This is a genomic window from Caballeronia choica (assembly GCF_001544535.1).
Classification (GTDB): domain Bacteria; phylum Pseudomonadota; class Gammaproteobacteria; order Burkholderiales; family Burkholderiaceae; genus Caballeronia; species Caballeronia choica.
In genome coordinates this window covers 38,713-57,485 of sequence record NZ_FCON02000001.1, presented here as the reverse complement: position 1 = coordinate 57,485, position 18,773 = coordinate 38,713, and the positions used below count along the sequence as shown (strand labels likewise).

Genomic DNA, 18,773 nt, shown 5'->3' with positions numbered 1-18,773 from the left:
TGTTTAATCCTCTTACTTATTTTCGTTAACTTCTATTAAGATATTTTTCAACTGACCGCCAGGGTTGAAACTTAACGTAATCTTCTTTTCAGTTTTATCGTCGAACACTTGGTATCTCCAGCTTTCGTTCCCGTGCGGGTCCGTGGCGGGAGGTGGGCCACCGTGAGGATTCGGAAGGGAGGCGAGTCGAACAAAACTCTCTCCGAATATTCTTCGAGTTTCATCAAAATTCGGCCCACCCTCATTCATGCCGAAATTTATACCAGCTGTGGTCAATCCAGATTCGCTTTGCTTTTTACCACCAACAAAACCCGCACTCGGTACCGATCCACCGAAAAATTCTGATGCCTTTATCCGTGGAAATATCGAAGCGGGCGGGTTGGCCGCAATAGAGATATCGCGCTCCAACTTATTACCGCTGTCGACGATACTGACCTCTTCGAGATTGAAGACATCTTTCAGGTTAGCTTCCACATAAAACTCATCCTGCAACAGAAGATCATGATCAAAAATGAATTTGAGATTCCTGGCGTATTCAGTCGGGGTTTTCGGTCGGGAAATCATATGACTCACCTCTTCGCCCGCTTGTGGGGAAACGGACTGCATTGTCGGAGGGGCTGTCGGCTGCGCAAAGACCAGGCTGCTCGTCATTGTCGCTGCCGCCATAACGGTTGTTGCGATGTATCTCATCTGCAATGGTTCTCCTTGGAGTAAATTGGACTGCCAGTCATTTATCCGCACTAGTTGTATTTCCTACCGTGCCGCCCGACAAGACCGCACGCCGCTATTTCTGCACAAGCTTTCCATCCCTCTGTCTATCTTTTGTCTATTTCAATAATCACAGCGTCAAGCTGACCAGCCGGATTAAAGCCAATCGTGGTTGATTTTTCAGTTTTATCCTCGGCCCAATGACGTTTCCATGTTTCGTTTCCATGGGGAGCTGTGGCGGGAAGAGGTCCGCCATGAGGAGACGGCGTAGGTGTGAGACGAATAAATTCATCCCCGAAGATTCTCTGCGTTGCAGCGAAGTCAGGACCGCCCTCAAACATGCTGAAATTTACGCCGGCCTTAATCGAACCGTCATCATGAATTGTTCTTCCAGCCGTCAATTGAGCGGTTGGAGTAAAATCAGTACGCCCCGGAATCGGCACCCACGGGAATATCGATACGAAGTGGCTCGACGAAACGGAAATCCGACGATTCCCGCTGCCATCATTGTCTTTGAAGAGACCAACCTCTCCGAGATTGAAAATGTCTTTTAAGTTAGTTTCCGTATAATACTCATCCTGCAAGAGCAAATCGTGATCAAAAATGAACTTGAGATTCCTAGCGAATTCAACCGGTGTTTTCGGTCGGGAAATCATATGACTCACCTCTTCGCCCGCTTGCGGGATAACAGACTGCATTGCCGGAGGAACCGCCGGCTGCGCATAAGCCAGGCTGCTTGTCATTGTCGCTGCCGCCATAGCGGTTGTCGCTACGTGTCGCATCTGTAGTAGTTCTCCTTTGGACAAAAATGGATTGAGAGCACTTGTTTCTAATTACCCGTTCTGTTGGAGCTTTGCCTCCCGTGCCGCCGGGTAAAAGTGTGTCCCAGTTCATGGACGGGCATGGTGGCAAAAAAAGACTGTCATGATTTTCCATTCATTAAAATTTAGTTTTGGCTCAATTTAACATTAACGCCGGACAGCTCGCCAGCCGCGTTGAAACCCAGCGTTATCATGCTTTTTTTGCTTCCCCCAATAAATTCATATCGCCATGTTTCATTTCCATGAGGTGCTGTCGCGGGAATGAATATGCGGTGAGGGTTGGGTTCGGGCTGAAGTCGAATAAAGTTATTTCCGAATATGCTTCGGGTTTCATCGAAATTCGGCCCGCCCTCACTCATGCCGAAATTTATGCCCGCTATAATCGATCCAGATTCATTATTCTTCTTACCGCCAACAAAGACCGCACCTGGGAGTGAACCATCGAACATTTCCGACGCCTTTATCCGTGGAAAGATCGACGAGGGCGGGTTGGCCGCAATAAAGATATCGCGCTCCAACTTATCACCGTTATCGACGATACTGACCTCTTCGAGATTGAAGACGTCTTTCAGGTTAGCTTCCGTATAGAACTCGTCCTGCAAGAGCAGATCATGATCGAAAATGAACTTTAGATTCCTCGCAAATTCAATCGGTGTCTTAGGTCGAGAAATCATAAGACGCACCTCTTCGCCCGTTTGGGGGGAAACAGACGGCATTGCCGGAGGCGCCGTCGGCTGCGCAAAGACCAGACTGCTAGTCATTGTCGCGGCTGCCATAACCGTTATTGCTGCGTGTCTCATCTCGCATCCAAGTAGGAGTTCACGCGGACACTGACGCCGTCGTTCGGCTCGTCCGACTTCGGTGCGATCGCACGCGATTTCACGGCAGCCACACGAGCGCCCAACCGCGCCAGACGTCCCGTTTCGCCAAGATATGCATCTACCGCCGCGAAGTCGGCACTACATTCCGTTGCATGGGCCATGTGAGTGGCTTGCCCCCCGGCCACCTCACCGATCCGGCGCGCAACACACCGCGGCACCTCGAATTGCTCGACGTTCAATTTCACAGGTTGATGTCTCGCTGATTGTTTTTCGTATCCTTCGTAAACTAACCATGCGTCCCCGTTTTCCTAACCAGAAAATTCCTATTTACCAACAAGACCCTTGGCCACCCCCCGCCCATGAATTCCCCGCCCCCGCGGTGATACACTCCCACGACACTTTCCCTCTCCTTTTTCCATGAAATTCTGTTCCGTCTGCGGCCACGAGGTCGGCCTGAGCATTCCGCCCGGCGACAACCGCGAACGCTTCGTGTGCGGTAACTGCGGCACCGTCCATTATCAGAATCCGCGCAACGTCGTCGGCACGGTGCCGGTCTGGGACGACAAGGTGCTGCTTTGCCGGCGCGCAATCGAACCGCGCTACGGCTACTGGACGCTGCCCGCGGGCTTCATGGAAATGGACGAGACCACGAGCGAAGGCGCCGCACGCGAGACGCTGGAAGAAGCGGGCGCGCGCGTCGAGATCCAGAGCCTCTTCACGCTGCTCAACGTGCCGCACGTGCATCAGGTGCACCTCTTCTACCTCGCGCGTCTGCTCGACATCGACGTCGACGCGGGCGAGGAAAGTCTCGAAGTGAAGCTCTTCGACGAAAGCGAAATTCCCTGGGACGAGATCGCGTTCCCCACCGTGGGCCAGACGCTGCGCTTTTTCTTTGCCGACCGCGCCGCCGGCACCTACACGCTGCATACCGGCGACATCTTCCGCACCCTGCGCGACGGCTGACGGAACCGAACATGGTCCCGTGGCTCGCCTCCGACGATCCGTTTCCGCCCGTCGAGCGCGCGCTCGGCGCGATGAGCGGCGCGCCGGGCCTGCTTGCGGCGAGCGCGGACTTGCTGCCGTCGCGGCTCATCGATGCCTATCAGCGCGGCATTTTCCCGTGGTATTCGGACGGCCAGCCGGTGCTGTGGTGGAGCCCCGATCCGCGCATGGTCCTCTTTCCGGCCGAATTCAAGGTCTCCGCTTCGATGCGCAAGACGCTCAGGCGGGTGCTGCGCGATCCACAGTGGGAAGTGCGGGTCGACGACGATTTCGCCGCGGTGATGCGCGCCTGCGCCGATACGCTGCGCGAAGGCCAGCGCGGCACCTGGATCACCGCCGATATCGTCGAGGCGTACTCGTCGCTGCATCGCGCGGGCAATGCGCACAGCATCGAAGCGTGGTTCGACGGCAACCGCGTGGGCGGTCTCTACGGGGTGTCGTTCGGCAAGATGTTCTTCGGCGAATCGATGTTCGCGCACAGGAACGATGCATCGAAAATCGCGCTCGCCACACTCGTCGGACACTTGCGCCGCCATAAAATTGAGATGATAGACTGTCAGCAGAACACGTCGCATCTGGCGTCGCTGGGCGGCCGCGAGATACCGCGCAGGGGTTTCGTTTCGCACTTGCGCCGCGCTGTCGTCGAGCCGCCGATCCCCTGGCGCTTCGACAAATCCGTCCTCCTCGAGGTGCTCGCGCGCTAATGCACTGCTAACGCACGCGAAGGCGCCAGCCAGATACGACGCATGACTCGATGACTCCCTCGCGCGGATGGCGTATCCGCGCAGTGTCCGCGACCGAGAGAAGACGCCTGCGAGAGCCGCCAACGTGACTCACCCCAACGAGCTGCCGCTTTCACCGCTTTCCGCGCTGCAATTCTATGCAACAGCGCCCTACCCTTGCAGTTACCTGGAAGGGCGGGTCGCGCGCTCGCAAGTCGCCACGCCGAGCCACCTGATCAATTCCGATGTCTACACCGAACTCGTCAAGGCCGGCTTCCGGCGCTCGGGCGTGTTCACCTATCGCCCGTATTGCGATGGCTGCCGCGCGTGCGTGCCGGTGCGCGTGCCGGTCGAGCGCTTCATGCCGAACCGCACGCAGCGGCGCGTGTGGAAGCAGCACGGCAGCCTGGTCGCGAGCGTCGCGCCGCTGCATTACGACGAAGAACATTACGCGCTCTACATGCGCTACCAGTCGGCACGGCACGCGGGCGGCGGCATGGACCGCGACAGCCGCGACCAGTACGAGCAGTTCCTGCTGCAAAGCCGGATCAACTCGCGGCTCGTCGAATTCCGCGAGCCGGTGCATCCGGGTCATCCGGATACGCCCGGCGAATTGCGGATGATCAGCATGATCGACATCCTCGGCGACGGGCTCTCTTCGGTGTACACGTTCTTCGAGCCGGGGCTCGCGCGCACGAGTTTCGGCACCTACAACATCCTCTGGCAGATCGAGCAGGCGAAGAGCCTCGATCTCCCGCACGTCTATCTCGGCTACTGGATCCGCGAAAGCGAAAAGATGGCATACAAGGCGAATTTCCGGCCGCTGGAAGGTCTCGTCGACGGCAACTGGTCGCTGCTCGATCCATCGACGATGCACTCCGCCGGGACGCCGCCGATGCCGGGGAAGATGTCGCGTAACGAGCGCGGAGTGCCCTGAGTCGTGGTGGCGTAAACACCCCCCACCCCCGACGCGCCAGCAGACAGGGGCAACGCCCCCAAAGCCGCTAAAATAGCGGGTCTCAATTTTCGCCGTCGCCGGCTCATTCCCTCGTGTTCAGTTCTCTTTATCCGCTCGCGCGCGCCCGGCTCTTTCGCATGGACGCCGAAGACGCCCACCACCTGACGCTGCGCATGCTTGGCGCCGCGGGCCGCACCGGGCTCGCGGGCATGCTCGCGAAGCAGGTGCCCGAAACCCCGCGCACCGTCATGGGCCTCACTTTCCGCAATCCCGTCGGGCTCGCCGCGGGTCTCGACAAGGACGGCGCGTGCATCGACGGGCTCGCCGCGCTGGGCTTCGGCTTCGTCGAAGTGGGAACGGTCACGCCGCGCGCGCAAGCCGGCAATCCGCGCCCGCGCATCTTCCGCCTGCCCGACGCCGAAGCCCTCATCAACCGGATGGGCTTCAACAACGGCGGCGTCGATCAGTTCGTCGCGAATGTGAACGCTGCGCGCTACCGGGGCATCCTCGGGCTGAACATCGGCAAGAATGCCGATACGCCGATCGAGCGCGCCGCCGACGACTATCTCTACTGTCTCGAACGCGTCTACCCGTTTGCGAGCTATGTGACGATCAACATCTCGTCGCCGAACACGAAGAATCTGCGCCAGTTGCAGGGTGCCGACGAGCTCGATTCGCTGCTCGGCGCGCTGAAGGAGAAGCAACAGCGCCTTTCGGATATGCACGGCAAGCTCGTGCCGCTCGCCCTGAAAATCGCGCCCGACCTCGACGACGAGCAGATCAAGGCGATTGCCGACACGCTGCTGCGTCACAAGATCGACGGCGTGATCGCGACCAACACCACGCTCTCGCGCACCGCCGTCGCCGGCATGAAACACGGCGACGAAGCCGGCGGCCTGTCGGGCCGGCCGGTCTTCGAGGCGTCGAACAACGTGATCCGCAAGCTGCGCGCGGAAGTCGGGACCGAGGTGCCGATCATCGGCGTCGGCGGGATTTTTTCGGGCGCGGATGCGCGCGCGAAACTGGCGGCGGGCGCGTCGCTCGTCCAGCTCTACACGGGCCTCATCTACCGCGGACCGGCGCTCGTGACCGAATGCGTCGAGGCGCTGGCGTAATATAGAAATAAACAAACGATATTTAATGAGCGATTGTAGTTTGACTATCATCGCCTCACTTGAAGCTTCACAGAACCAACCAAGAGGGAATCAACATAATGAAACTGTCTCTGCTGAAGAAAGTGCTGGTGGCCGGCCTGATCGGCGCGTCGCTGTCGGCGGTCGCGCATGCGGAAGACCTGCTCGACACGGTCAAGGCGCGCGGCACGCTGCGCGTGGGCCTCGAAGGCACCTTCCCTCCGTTCAACTCGAAGTCGCCGCAGGGTGAACTGGTCGGCTTCGACGTCGATATCGCCAAGGCGGTCGCCGCCAAGCTCGGCGTGAAGCCGGAATTCATCACGACGGAATGGAGCGGCATCATCGCGGGCCTGCAGGCCGGCAAGTTCGACGTGATCGTGAACCAGGTCGGCATCACCGATGCCCGCAAGCAGACGCTCGACTTCTCGCCCGCGTACACGTATTCGAACGCACAACTGATCCAGCGCAAGGACGACACGCGCGAGTTCAAGTCGCTCGAGGAACTGAAGGGCAAGAAGCTCGGCGTCGCGCTCGGCACGAACTACATGGACATGGCGAAGGCCGTGCCCGGCATCGACGTGAAGACGTATCCGGGTGCGCCCGAATACTTGCGCGATCTCGCGGCCGGGCGTCTGGATGCGGCGCTCAACGACCGCCTGATGCTTGCGTACCTGACGAAGAACTCGCAACTGCCGCTGCGTCCGGGCTCGAACGTCGGCGCGGGCAATCCGTCGGGCATTCCGTTCAAGAAGGGCAATCCGAAGTTCCAGAAGGCCATCGACGATGCGATGACCCAGCTCGAACAGGACGGCACGTTCAAGAAGATCTCGGAGAAGTGGTTCGGCATCGACGTGACGAAGCCTGCCTGACGCGCCTGATCGCCCAGGGCCTGCGAAGTCGCATGGCACGGCAAGCCCGTCAGGTCTGAAGGAACCGGAGGGCGGCATCCGCTGACGATGCCGCCCTGCTCTTTTTTGCGCCCGGTTTATGATGTGCGCTTTCTCGCGTGAGAGCGCCATCGCTGGCTAACGTTACCTCTACATGTCCACGACATCCCTGCTCGTCCAATCCGTCCCGGCCCTCGCACAGGGCGCGCTCCTGACGATCAAGTTCGCGCTCTATTCGATGTGCTTCGGCCTGATCGCGGCCGTCGTGCTGGCGCTGATGGGCATCAGCCGCAGCCGCGTGATGAACGCGATCGGACGCTGCTACGTGAGCGTGATGCGCGGCACGCCGCTGCTCGTGCAGATCTTCGTCATCTATTACGGGCTGCCGAGCCTCGGCATCTCGCTCGAACCGACGCCTGCCGGCGTGATCGCGCTGTCGGCGAACGTGGCGGCGTATCTGTCGGAAAGCATGCGCGGCGCGATTCTCGGCGTGCACAGCGGGCAATGGCTCGCGGCCTACAGCCTCGGACTCTCGCGAACGCAGACGCTGCGCTACATCATCGCGCCGCAAGCGCTTCGGATTGCGGTGCCGAGCCTGTCGAACAGCCTGATCAGTCTTATCAAGGACACGTCGCTCGTCTCGGTGATCACAGTGACCGAACTCTTGCGCAGCGCGCAGGAAGTGATCGCAGCGACCTATCAGCCGCTGCCGCTCTATCTCGCGGCGGCGTTCGTCTACTGGGTGCTGTGCAGCGTGCTCGAATTCGTGCAGCGGCGCTTCGAACGGCGTCTCGCGTTGCCGGGGCGGCATTGATCGCGCTTTTCAATCGCAGTAGTTGCTCATGAAAAAACCCCAAAGATTGGACGTGCGTCCAACCTTTGGGGTGCGGGCTTTTTCGTTTGTACGGGAAGCGCGTGAGCGTTATCGGGTCGCGGACAGAACGAACGCGCTCGAACGCTGCGGCGTCACGCCGGCGAATGTCAACTGACCGTTGATCACGGTCGCCTCGATCGGCATCGCAACGCCATTGCCGGCCGAGCATGCCGCGCTCGTGAAGAGGAGCGAACCGTCGAGCACGTGCTTGCCCGTCGAACGCGGCTTGACGCTGCCCGTGAACGTGCAAGCGCCCTGCGATCCGGTCAGTGAACCATCGGCGGCGAAGGTGACGGTGGTCGCCGTCGTCACGGTCGCGGGATTGGTCCAGGTGCCGAGCACGTCGGAGACGGCGAGCGGCGTGTCGTAGACGGTGTTGTAGGTGCCGTTGAAGACGAGCGGCGGGACGGCGGGCAACAGGTTGACGTTGGTCGTCGCGGCCAACGATGTCTTCGCGGTGAACGAACCTGTCACGGTCGCGGCGATCAGCGCGCCGCTGCTTGCAAGCGCGACCGTCGCGGGATCGGTGAATGAACCGTCAGCCGCGGTGACGATGCCCTGCGTCATCCACACGAAGTTGCCGCTCGACGTGTAGACGCTGAAGTATTCCCCGTTTTCGAGAACGAGCGTCTGCGCGGCGAGTCCCGAAGTGGTAGCGCCGTTCCAGATACCTTCCGGCAATGCGTGAGACGTCTTCGGCACACAGTTCTTTTCGAGGTTCGCGCCGCCCGTGCAGACCTGATCGCTCGAACCGCCCCCGCACGCAGCGAGAACGGGCAATGCCAACAGCATGAGTTTCGACAGAATTTTCATAGGGACGTAGGTTCGACGTTGGCTGCGCGAGCGGGATACGGTTGGGCAGCGCCGCCGTCAGAAATGAACGCGGCGCCGGTACGCGAAGTTAACGGCGAACGACGCCGGAACTTTAGGAGGACCTGCTGGACAGGCAATAGCTGGCGCTTGCAGAACCTCACTCAGTCTCGAAAGGAAACCGCACGCCAAGATCGCGCCGCGCCGCATCGGTAATCGCGATCATGCGCATCGAGGTTGCGTGCGACATCACCGGCGATTCGATCGCCCCGGCGCGCAGCAACTCGCAGAAATGCGCGGTCTCGTAATTCAGGCCGCCACCTTCGAACGGCGCATCGAGTTCCACCTTGCGGCCGTCGAGATACATGATCGTTGCGCGGGCCGGGTTCCACCAGTTCTCGTGGATCGTCACGGTGCCGCCCGTGCCGGCGATCAGCGCATCGCCGCGGCCCTGCAGGTCGAGCCCGCAGAAGAGCTGCGAGATGCCCCGCTCGTGGCGCACGTTCAGGCTCGCGAAGGTGTCGACACCGGTTGCACCGATCCGTCCGATGGTCTGCACGTCGAGCGCTTCCCCGAGCCAGTCGACGGCGAGAAACGCCTCGTAGATGCCGATGTCGAGCAGCGCGCCGCCGCCGATGTCCATCGAGAACGACGGATGCGTGGCGGGGACGTTCGCGATCGAGCAGCCCGCGCGCACCAGCCCGATGTCGCCGATCGGATCGGCTGCCAGATGCGCGCGCAGTTGCGTGTAGAGCGGATAGAACGGCGGCTTCATCGCTTCCATGAATAGCCGCTTTGAAGCGCGCGCTGCGTCGATCATCGTCTGCAGGGCGCGCGCGTTCACGGCCGCCGGCTTCTCGCACAGCACGGGCTTGCCCGCCGCGAACGCCCGCAGCGCGTACTCGGGATGACTGTCCTGATGAGTCGCGATATAAACCGCATCGACTTCGCCGAGGAGCGCATCGAAGTGCTCGAAGGCGCGCGCGCCGAACGGCGCGGCCAGCGCTCCGGCGCTCTCGGCACGCCGCGACCAGACGCCCGCGAGCACGGTGCCCGGCACATGGGCCAGTCCGTCGGCGAAGCGCCGCGCGATGCGGCCCGCGCCGACGATGCCCCAGCGGATCGTATTGTCGTTGCCCATCGAAAGTTCTCCCGGTGTTGTGAAAATCGTTGCGCCGCATTGTGCCCGAAAGGCGGGCGCGGACGACGGGGAGAAAGTGGCGCGCCAAAAACAAAAAACCGGGGCAGGCCCCGGTCGTCGCATCCAGCGAGGGAAGAATCGGGCAGCGGCCTCAGATGCCCGCTGGCGCCCCTACGGCCGGCGGATTCTCGCCGCTTCTCTCCAGCGAAAACGCGCGCCCGACTTCCTCGGCGGCGAGATCGATGAGCGCGAGCGTAGCCCGCTCGGCACCCGGCGCGTCCTTGGCTTCGATCGCCTCGACCACCTTGCGCTGCGCCGCCAGCGTGGCCTCGCGCACGGCCTCGATGCCGTCGACGATCGGGTTCACCGTCACCAGCGCGCCGCGCACGATCGCGGTCATCTGGCGGAAGAACTGGTTGCCGCTCGCCGCGACGATGCGCGTGTGCAGCATTTCATCGGCAGCCTGGTATTCGGGCTCGCCGACGGTCAGCCGGGCGAGCGCGTCGAACGCATCGCGAATCCCGGCGACCTCGTCAGGCGCCGCCCGCACGGCGGCAAGCGCGGCCGCCCGCGGCTCGATCAGCATGCGGAATTCGATTACATCGCGAAGAAACATCTGGTCGGGCTTGGCACGAAAGCGCCAGCTCACGACATCCTCGTCGATCAGCCGCCAGTCGCTCATCGGCCGGATGCGCGTGCCGGTCTTCGGCCGCACGTCCAGCATGTGGCGGGCGAGCAGCATGCTGAGCGCCTCTCGCATCACGGTGCGGCTCACGTCGAATTCCTTGGACAAAATGTCCTGTGGCGGCAGTATCGCGCCATATTTCTGCTCGACGATTCCGGAGACGAGTCCGTCCATCACTTTCGCCACCAGCGATCGCTCTTTGTTTTCATCCATCACGCTTCTCCCCTTGCGCCTGACCGTAGCCGTATGCCTCTCGCGCATCGCCTTCGCGCTTCCCCAAGCTGTGAAGGGCACGGCGAGAGCCCGTACGGGCATTCGCCGCGCTAGATACGTTGCGTCTTCGTTGAGCCGAAAGCCAGTTGGGAAAGTCCTGACAGGGTATTCCCTCTGGATTGCCCGCGCTCAAGCGTCATCCGCTCATATCGCCCCGCGCTCTTTGTGTATCCATTACCGTTTTGCACTATCGACCGCACTCGACACGACCGGCAGCCACACTCGCGCTTCATCCAGTTCATCGGACGATTGGCGGCGTTTCATCCGCGCACGCGCCGCCGTTCGTCAGGGAACCTGAAGAACGACAGCGCGATTGTTCCGCTTGCGAGGGGACCGCCGGATCATTTCGGAAATCGAACCGGTGACGCAATCATTTGAACAAGCATCCAGCAGGCCTTCTGTGCGCACCCGAACGCTTCCGTGTGCTGAACGCTGTATTGTCCGATCAAGATGTGCTTGACGCACTGCGGCGACGGGGCGATGAGCGCTTCGTGGGACCGGGCGCGAAATGGCCGTCCTTGTAGATGGCGCGAAGATGGCGGCGCAATGACAATGGGTATGAGCAATGAAGCAATCGGTATGAGCAATGAAGTCGAGGTCGCGATGGAGCCGGTGTCCGCCGCTCACACCGCACCGTCCGGCGCGCGGTGCGTGCGCGGCGCGCCCTGCCTGCGCTCGATCGACGCGCGCTCGGCGAGCGTGCGCTGGTAGATCGCCATGTACTCGTGCGCCACGCGATCGACCGACAAGCCCTCCAGGTTGCGCTTCGCGCGCGCCCCGAGTTCGGCCCGCGCGTGCGTGTCCATCAGGAGCCAGCGCAGCTTCACCGCAAGCTGCTCGGGGTCGCCAGGCGCGACGAGCACGCCGGCCGTGCCGCCGTCGAGCAACTCGGGAATCCCGCCGACGCGCGTCCCGACGATCGCGCAGCCCGCCTCGCGGGCCTCGCTCAGCACGAGCGGACACGGGTCCTCGAGCGAGGCGAGCGCGAACACATCGGTCTGGGCGAGATACGGACGCGGATCGGCAACGAAGCCGGTGAAATGCACCGACTCCGCGATGCCGAGTTGCGCGGCAAGCTCCTCCATCGACACGCGTTCGGGACCGTCGCCCACGAGGTACAGATGCGGCTCCTTGATAAATTCGCGCTCCAGTTCCGCTTGCGCGTGCACCCGTTCGAAAGCGTGCAGCAGATCCGCGATTCCCTTGCGCCGAAACATGCCCGCCACGCTCAGCACGTTGGGATGCTTCAGGCGCACGGGACGCGCGGGCGGCCGGCAGATCAGGCGCGGCGCGTCGACGGCGCCGTTGCGCACGACCGAGAGCCGCTCCGGCACGACGCCGCGCTCGAGGAGCGCGGTCGCGACGGCATCGCTCACCGCGACCATGCGGTCGCCGGTACGCACGATCGACGGGCTTTTATGGAATTCGTGATGCACCGTCGTCACGAGCGCGAAGCGCCGGCGCATGCCCGCGAAACGCGAGACGAGCGCGCCGGTCATCATGTGGGCATGGACGATGTCCGGATCGAAACGATCGATGAGACGATTGAAGCCCGCGACCATCGACGGCACGCGCCACGGCTGGCGCGACTGCTGCAACAGCACATGATTGATGCCGTGGCGCCGCAACAGCGGCTCGAAGCCGCCGCCGGACGAGGCCACCACGACGTCATGGCCCGCGCGCGCCTGCACGCAGGCAAGGTCCACCATCATGTTGACGGTGCCGTTGCCGATCGTTTGCGCATGGTTGGCGAGGTGGACGATTTTCATTGAGGTCCGGATCGAGCGACGCGGAACCTCGTCGCTGCGGATCGTTCAGAGGAGTTCGAAGGTGTCCTTGTAAGCGCCCGGTCCGGCGCTCTGCGTTTTCATCAGGCCCGCCGTGTCGCGCGACTGGCGACTCTTGCGCGTGAGTCCGATGTACGGCATGCCGTGCTCGAGGAACGGCCCTTCTGTCTTCCGAAAACCGAACGCTTCGTAGAAGCCGCGCAGGCTGACCGGCGCCGACAGCCGCACGCCGCGTCCCGGCCAGCGCTCGGCGGCAACCGCGAGCACGCGCTCGATCAGCACCTCCGCGGTGCCGTCACCGCGCCGCAGCGGGCTTGTCAGGATCTTGTCCACCACCACTTCGGGATCTTCGGCATCGCCTTCGTGAATGCGCGCATAGGCGAGCACCGGCATCGGCCGCGTCATGTCCTCGGCGGCGAAGACATGCACGCCGGTCTCGTCGCGGCCATCGGCGTCGAGATGCACATGCGACTGTTCGACCACGAACACCGCGCTGCGCGCGCGCAGGATCACGTACAGCTCGCGTGCCGTCAGTTGTTCGAAGTCCAGCGTTTTCCAGTTCATCTGATGGTCTCCATGCAGCCGGCGACACGCCGACGTAGCGACGTTCACACGTTACGTCCGCCACTCCCGGCTTTCAGTGCGCCATCGCACCGACGCTCCAGCATGCGGCTTCGTTAAATAGGCCGACCGCACACGGGCCGCGGGGAACGGCGCGTCGCGCGAACCACCCGTCACGTATGACTTATCGGCATGCCAACTGCGCCCTCGCAGCGCATCGCCGATGCGCGATTGCGCTCGCGCAACCCTCCCCCTTCATGGGAAACTCCACATGAACACCGCCACCGATGAAGGCAGCGTCGCGCATGCGAATGGCTCGCGCTGCGGCATCGAGATCACGACGGTTCGCCTCGAGGTACCTGCATGAGTGCGTTCCATGTCACGGGTGCATCCGGCTCCGACGAGAGCCGCGCGCGCGTGATCCGTCTCGACCCATTGCGGTTGCGCGCGCGGCGCCATCACGCGCATGCGCTGCATCGCGGCGAGCGCATCTGGCACGACACCGACAGTCACGTCGACCTGTGGATCGAACTCCTGCACGGCTATGGCTTCGAACCGCGCGCGGCACTCGCGTTCACGGTGACGCAGGACTTCGAGGACGACCAGTTCACGCTGCCAAGACTCCCGCTCGACGACATCGACAAGCTCTACGGCCTGCAGGTGCAGGAGCTTTCCATCTTCGATTCGCTTGAGGAGCGCGCGCTCACGCAGACGCGCCGCGCGAACACGGTGCTGATCGAAGTGGATGCGTTCTACCTGCCCGACACGCGCGCAATCTCGTATCACCGCGCGCATGCCAAAACGACGATCGGCATCGACGTCATCGATCCCGACACCCGGCGGCTCGGGTACTTCCACAACACGGGCTATCACCTGCTCGGCGGCGACGACTACGACCGCGTGCTGCATCGGCCCGGCGGCAATGGCGCGCCGCCTGACGCGCTCTTTCCGCATGTCGAGTTCGTCAAGCGTGCGCGGCCGCCGGTCGCGGGCACGGCGCTCGCCGAAACGTCTGCGGATATCCTCTGCACGCATCTGCCGCGGCGGCCCGCGAGCAACCCGGTGAGCCGCTGGCGCGCGGCGTTTCCCGGCCACGTCGAGACCATGCTCGAACGTGGCGAACCCTATGTGCGCGACTACGCACTCAATGTGATGCGGCAACTGGGGTCGAACTTCGAGTTCCTCGCCCAGTATCTGCACTGGATGCGCAAGCAGGGCTTCGACATTCCGGGCGATGCGCATGCGGCCGCGCAGAAGATCGCGAGCGAATCGATGGTGCTGCAATGTCGTCTCGCCCGTTCGGTGTCGCGCCGACGACGCGATCATTGCGAGGCATCGTTCGACCTGCTGGAAGACGCTTACGAGCGGGTCGTGCCGTCGCTTGCGGGTATCGTCTGCTGATTGGAGCCGGCAGTCTCTCGACGGTCACGAAAGCGGCAAGATTCGCGTCGCGCGAAGGGGTTGTCGCCAACTGAAACATTTCCGCACGGGTCCAGGAAACCCCGACCGATCCATGGGCTTCGATTCAGTGTGCACTGCGCAAACGTTATGTCATCGCGCGTCGTCGTTCTGGAACGCTCGCGAGTGCGTTCCCGAGCTGGCACCGAAGCTGGCGCCGTTACGTTCGGCGTGCGCCGTGACGCGCGCGACCCGGTGACCTTTCGCAGACGTACTGGTCGCGCGCATCGGGAAAGCGCCCCTCACGCAACGTTTCGGGGCCGGTCCGCAAGCGGCGAAACAGCACGCCAGGCACCGCGCTCAGCTTACTGCCACGGGCGTTCGCCCGTATCGCGTGCGACCAGCCAGCGCAGGGGTCGGATAGTGCGCGAAGATGATGGAACACGAATGAATCAATTTTCAATATCCCTACAAATGTCGGTATCGCTCAGAAGGGACGCATGCTCCTCAGGCTTATCGGACGGGCAGGCAAAAACTGTAGGGCACGCGAATCGGACATTGCGCAGAGGAAATAAGGGGTAAAGCACATCGATTCGTAAGACCACCGATGTTCAAGACTGAAACAAAAACGCTTCGCTGCGCTGCGTCACGGATGGCCCGCTTTTAATGGCGCCATGGTGGCATTGGCGTTGCCCCGACTGGCACGGTCCTCGCTAAAAGAGGTTCGCAGCCAAGGCACGACGCAAACAACATCCTCTTACAAGCGATCGGGCTGCGAAACGGGGCTGGCGATGAAATGTTTCAGATGCGGTCGCAACCGACACTTCTCGAAACGCGTCGCGCCAGTAATAAAAAGTGAAGCGCACTGCGCGAAGTTACGAGAGAAAAAATCATGCTGACCCTTCAGTCCGACCTGCATGGAAACCATTTACTGGGGGCGCTTCCGGCGCACGAATGGCAAGCACTCACACCGCATCTTGAACTCGTCCAGCTCCGTACCGAACAACTGCTGTGTGATTCGGGTCAGCGCATTCACCACGTTTATTTCCCCACCACCGCGATCGTTTCGCTGCTGCACACGATGGAAGACGGCGGTTCCGTCGAGATCGCGGCAGTGGGCCGCGAAGGCATGACGGGCGTGCCGGTTCTCACGGGCGGCGAAACGATGCCGACGCGCGTCCAGGTTCAATGCCCGGGCTTCGCCTACCGCATGAGCGCCCAGGCGCTGCGTGAGCAGTTCGCCCGCTCGGACTTCCTGCGCCGCCTGATGCTGCTCTACATGCAGGCGCTTCTCACGCAAGTCGCGCAGACGGCCGCCTGCAATCGCCATCACTCGCTGAACAAGCAACTGTGCCGCTGGCTCCTGATCGAGATCGACCGCACCGCATCGAACGAGCTGCAAGTGACGCAGCAACTGATCGCCGACATGCTCGGCGTGCGCCGCGAAGGCGTGACGGAAGCGGCCGGCAAGCTGCACGACGCGGGCCTGATCCATCACAGCCGCGGCTGCATCAAGGTGATCGATCGCGAAGGGCTGGAAGCGCGCGCATGCGAATGCTACGGGCTCGTGAAGCGCGAGTTCGACCGCCTGCTGCCGCGCCTGCGCGCGACGGAACCCGCCCAGTCCACGACCAGCGCCTGAGAACGTGCATCCATGAGCGGCCAGCCTGGAGCGACCATGATGTTCAACCGGACGGCGCGATGCCTGGACGTTGCCTTCATCGTCGCAGGCGGATTGATCGCGCACACGATGCGCTTTTCATCGTCGCTCGATTTCAGCGACACTGAAAAGCTCCTCATCGCGTTCAACTGCGTCCTGGCGCTGCTGCTGTTCCCGACCTTCGGCGTGTACGAAACATGGCGCGGCAAGGCGTTGCCGGCGATGCTCGCACGCGTCGCGCTGGCCTGGATGTCGGTCGTCGCGACGGCGCTCCTGCTCGCCTTCACGCTGCACCGGATGGACGCCGTCTCGCGCCTCTGGTTCGCCTACTCGACGTTGTTTTCGGGCGCGCTGATCATCGTGTCGAAGTGCGTCGTCTATCTCGCGTTGCGCGTGATGCGCAGTCACGGATTGAATCAGCGCACGGTGGCGATCGTCGGGGCGCAGGGCTTCGCGCGCACCCTGCTCGCGCACCTGAACCGCACGCCGGGGCAAGGCTTCACGCCCGTGTGCCTGCTCGATACGAGCGGCAACGAAGCGCTGCATGCGAGCGGACTCGGCAATGCCCGTTCGGGGCGCCTGCCGGTGCTGAACGACTTCGACGAATTCGTGGCCAAGGTGCGCGCCGAAGGCATCAACGAAGTGTGGCTCGCGTTGCCGCTGTCCGAGGAGCATACGATCTACCGCTTCGTCCACGCGATGCGCCACGATTTCGTGAACCTGCGCCTGATTCCGGACACGCGCAGCATGACGCTCTTCAATCATTCGATGACCGACGTCGCCGGCCTGCCGACGATCAATCTCACGACATCGCCGGTCAGCACGCTGCAGATGTGGCCGAAGCTGCTCTTCGACCGCTGCTTCGCGGCGGCCGCGCTTACCGCGCTCGCACCGCTTTTGATCGGCATCGCGATCGCGATCAAGGCGACGTCGAAGGGGCCGGTGCTGTTTACGCAGTTTCGCAAGGGCGCGGATGGCCGGCCGTTTCGGATCTACAAGTTCCGCTCGATGGCGATGCACACGGAGCACGACGGCCGCGTGACGCAGGCAACGCGCAACGATCCGCGCGTGACGAAAGTCGGCGCGTTCCTGCGCCGCACGAGTCTCGACGAGTTGCCGCAGTTTCTGAACGTGCTGTTCGGGCAGATGTCGGTGGTGGGACCGCGTCCGCACGCGATCGAACACGACGACCTGTACAAGGATCTGGTGTACGGCTACATGTCTCGGTATCGCATCAAGCCGGGCATCACCGGCTGGGCGCAGGTGAACGGCTATCGCGGCGCCACGACGAAGGTCGAGAAGATGGAAAGCCGGGTGAAGTTCGACCTCTTCTATATTAACAACTGGTCGTTCTGGTTTGACATCAAGATCGTGGCGATCACGATGTTTAAAGGATTTATCAACCGCAACGCGTATTGACCGCATCGGGCGGACAAAGCGAAAGGCCCGGCAGGAAACTGCCGGGCCTTTCGCTTTTTGCTTTCTCCCTCGCTTTCTTCCGTCTCAACGGCCGAGGTCGCTCCGCACGCCGAGCAGGATTTCGTACAGCGTCGCGAGCATCGACAGGCGGGCGCGCTCCACCGCCGCTTCGTCCTTCGACATTCCCCCGCAAGTCCGCCCGCCCATGATCATGCCGAGACACACCGCGTAACTGCTGGCGAACGCCGCCGGTGACGGTTCCGGTCGGCTCATTCGTTCGTAGGCTGTGTCGAGTGCGTGGCGGAGATCGGTATGCATGGAGTGGCCAAATTCAGGGCAGCGGTTGTGCGGGGAACATTCGGACGCTCACGTTCGAGCGCGGCCCGCATCGTAGCGGGCGACCCCAGCGGCCCTCCATCAGCGCCGCCCGAAATCTTCTCCCGATCCAGCAATAAAAAGTCCTTGTCAAAAGATATATCTTTACTAAGATATATCTAGTCAATCTCCAAAAGGAACCGATCATGTTCGGCAGACATCGCAGACACCTCAATTTCGAATCCGCAGCCGAGCACATCCCGCACGGCCATGGCGGTCACGGCGGGCGCGGCATGCGCCACCGGATGTTCGACTCGGGCCATCTGAGGCTCGTCATCCTCGATCTGATCGGCGAGACGCCGCGTCACGGCTACGACGTCATCAAGGCGCTCGAGGCACGCTGTGGCGGCCTGTACAGCCCGAGCCCGGGCGTCGTCTATCCGACGCTCTCGCTGCTGGAGGATCAGGGGTTCGTGACGGTGGAGGTTTCGGCGGGCAACAAGAAGCGCTACACGATCACCGACGAAGGCCGCGCGCATCTGGCGGAAAACCAGGCGTTTCTCAACGCGATCAACGCGCGGCTCGCGATGGCGCGGTCACAAGAGGCGCACGGTGAAGCCAGCAACGACGGCCATCCCGACGTGCGCGCGCGTTCGCCCGAACTGCGCGAAGCGTTTCACCGGTTGAAGGGCGCGGTCCTGCAGCGGGTTCGGGCAGGCGACCTGGATGCCGCACGCGTCGCGCGCATCCGCGAGATCCTCACGCAGGCAGCAGACGACATCGACAAGCTTTGAGGCA

19 protein-coding genes are annotated in these 18,773 nt (G+C 62.3%); 10 read left to right on the top strand and 9 right to left on the bottom strand.

Features of this window, described 5'->3' with window-relative positions; translation table 11 throughout:
* Positions 1-12: 12 nt before the first annotated feature.
* The 3 genes from AWB68_RS00265 to AWB68_RS00260 form a co-directional block, all read right to left on the bottom strand.
* Entirely contained in the window at positions 13-690 is a 678-nt protein-coding gene (locus AWB68_RS00265) for a hypothetical protein (RefSeq protein WP_087642362.1), read from the bottom strand.
* Positions 691-815: 125 nt separating this feature from the next.
* The gene (locus AWB68_RS46210) at positions 816-1,490 is read right to left on the bottom strand and encodes a hypothetical protein (protein WP_125482836.1); all 675 of its coding nucleotides are present in this window, start codon (positions 1,488-1,490) and stop codon (positions 816-818) included.
* Positions 1,491-1,654: 164 nt separating this feature from the next.
* Positions 1,655-2,329: a hypothetical protein gene (locus AWB68_RS00260; protein ID WP_087642361.1), complete on the bottom strand. Its 675-nt coding sequence runs from the start codon at positions 2,327-2,329 to the stop codon at positions 1,655-1,657.
* 438 nt (positions 2,330-2,767) lie between these two features.
* On the opposite strand from AWB68_RS00260, the gene AWB68_RS00250 reads away from it, so the two are divergent.
* From AWB68_RS00250 to AWB68_RS00225, 6 genes are all read left to right on the top strand, one after another.
* Positions 2,768-3,313, top strand: coding sequence for an NUDIX hydrolase (locus AWB68_RS00250; protein WP_087642359.1), 546 nt, complete (start codon positions 2,768-2,770; stop codon positions 3,311-3,313).
* An 11-nt stretch (positions 3,314-3,324) separates the two neighbouring features.
* Positions 3,325-4,056 carry a leucyl/phenylalanyl-tRNA--protein transferase gene (gene aat / locus AWB68_RS00245; protein ID WP_087642358.1) on the top strand — a complete coding sequence of 244 codons (732 nt, stop codon included), beginning with the start codon at positions 3,325-3,327 and terminating at the stop codon, positions 4,054-4,056.
* 124 nt (positions 4,057-4,180) lie between these two features.
* Positions 4,181-5,011 carry an arginyltransferase gene (locus AWB68_RS00240; protein WP_087642508.1) on the top strand — a complete coding sequence of 277 codons (831 nt, stop codon included), beginning with the start codon at positions 4,181-4,183 and terminating at the stop codon, positions 5,009-5,011.
* Positions 5,012-5,124: 113 nt separating this feature from the next.
* Positions 5,125-6,147: a quinone-dependent dihydroorotate dehydrogenase gene (locus AWB68_RS00235; RefSeq protein WP_087642357.1), complete on the top strand. Its 1,023-nt coding sequence runs from the start codon at positions 5,125-5,127 to the stop codon at positions 6,145-6,147.
* A 98-nt stretch (positions 6,148-6,245) separates the two neighbouring features.
* Positions 6,246-7,034 (top strand): cystine ABC transporter substrate-binding protein, encoded by a 789-nt coding sequence (locus tag AWB68_RS00230; RefSeq protein WP_087642356.1) that lies wholly within the window; start codon positions 6,246-6,248, stop codon positions 7,032-7,034.
* A 172-nt stretch (positions 7,035-7,206) separates the two neighbouring features.
* A complete protein-coding gene (locus AWB68_RS00225) occupies positions 7,207-7,866 on the top strand; it encodes an amino acid ABC transporter permease (RefSeq protein ID WP_087642355.1) in 660 nt (219 codons plus the stop codon).
* 108 nt (positions 7,867-7,974) lie between these two features.
* Here the strand turns inward: AWB68_RS00225 and AWB68_RS00220 are convergent, their stop codons facing one another.
* The 5 genes from AWB68_RS00220 to AWB68_RS00200 form a co-directional block, all read right to left on the bottom strand.
* Positions 7,975-8,739 carry a hypothetical protein gene (locus AWB68_RS00220; RefSeq protein WP_087642354.1) on the bottom strand — a complete coding sequence of 255 codons (765 nt, stop codon included), beginning with the start codon at positions 8,737-8,739 and terminating at the stop codon, positions 7,975-7,977.
* 157 nt (positions 8,740-8,896) lie between these two features.
* Positions 8,897-9,877, bottom strand: coding sequence for a Gfo/Idh/MocA family protein (locus AWB68_RS00215; protein ID WP_087642353.1), 981 nt, complete (start codon positions 9,875-9,877; stop codon positions 8,897-8,899).
* A 151-nt stretch (positions 9,878-10,028) separates the two neighbouring features.
* Complete coding sequence (locus tag AWB68_RS00210) at positions 10,029-10,775, bottom strand: FadR/GntR family transcriptional regulator (RefSeq protein WP_087642352.1); 747 nt, start codon at positions 10,773-10,775, stop codon at positions 10,029-10,031.
* 683 nt (positions 10,776-11,458) lie between these two features.
* Positions 11,459-12,604, bottom strand: coding sequence for a glycosyltransferase family 4 protein (locus AWB68_RS00205; RefSeq protein ID WP_087642351.1), 1,146 nt, complete (start codon positions 12,602-12,604; stop codon positions 11,459-11,461).
* 45 nt (positions 12,605-12,649) lie between these two features.
* On the bottom strand, positions 12,650-13,186 hold the full coding sequence (locus AWB68_RS00200) for a GNAT family N-acetyltransferase (protein ID WP_087642350.1): 537 nt from the start codon (positions 13,184-13,186) through the stop codon (positions 12,650-12,652).
* Positions 13,187-13,546: 360 nt separating this feature from the next.
* On the opposite strand from AWB68_RS00200, the gene AWB68_RS00195 reads away from it, so the two are divergent.
* The 3 genes from AWB68_RS00195 to AWB68_RS00185 all read left to right on the top strand — a co-directional run bounded on the left by AWB68_RS00195 (position 13,547) and on the right by AWB68_RS00185 (position 17,660).
* On the top strand, positions 13,547-14,584 hold the full coding sequence (locus tag AWB68_RS00195) for a DUF1839 family protein (protein ID WP_087642349.1): 1,038 nt from the start codon (positions 13,547-13,549) through the stop codon (positions 14,582-14,584).
* An 889-nt stretch (positions 14,585-15,473) separates the two neighbouring features.
* Complete coding sequence (locus tag AWB68_RS00190) at positions 15,474-16,223, top strand: Crp/Fnr family transcriptional regulator (RefSeq protein ID WP_087642348.1); 750 nt, start codon at positions 15,474-15,476, stop codon at positions 16,221-16,223.
* 39 nt (positions 16,224-16,262) lie between these two features.
* Positions 16,263-17,660, top strand: a complete 1,398-nt coding sequence (locus AWB68_RS00185) for an undecaprenyl-phosphate glucose phosphotransferase (protein ID WP_087642507.1) — start codon at positions 16,263-16,265, stop codon at positions 17,658-17,660.
* An 84-nt stretch (positions 17,661-17,744) separates the two neighbouring features.
* Here AWB68_RS00185 and AWB68_RS00180 read toward each other — a convergent pair whose 3' ends face one another.
* Positions 17,745-17,978, bottom strand: coding sequence for a hypothetical protein (locus AWB68_RS00180; protein WP_087642347.1), 234 nt, complete (start codon positions 17,976-17,978; stop codon positions 17,745-17,747).
* A 203-nt stretch (positions 17,979-18,181) separates the two neighbouring features.
* Between AWB68_RS00180 and AWB68_RS00175 the strand changes: the two genes are divergently transcribed.
* On the top strand, positions 18,182-18,769 hold the full coding sequence (locus AWB68_RS00175) for a PadR family transcriptional regulator (protein ID WP_087642346.1): 588 nt from the start codon (positions 18,182-18,184) through the stop codon (positions 18,767-18,769).
* The last annotated feature ends 4 nt before the right edge of the window (positions 18,770-18,773 follow it).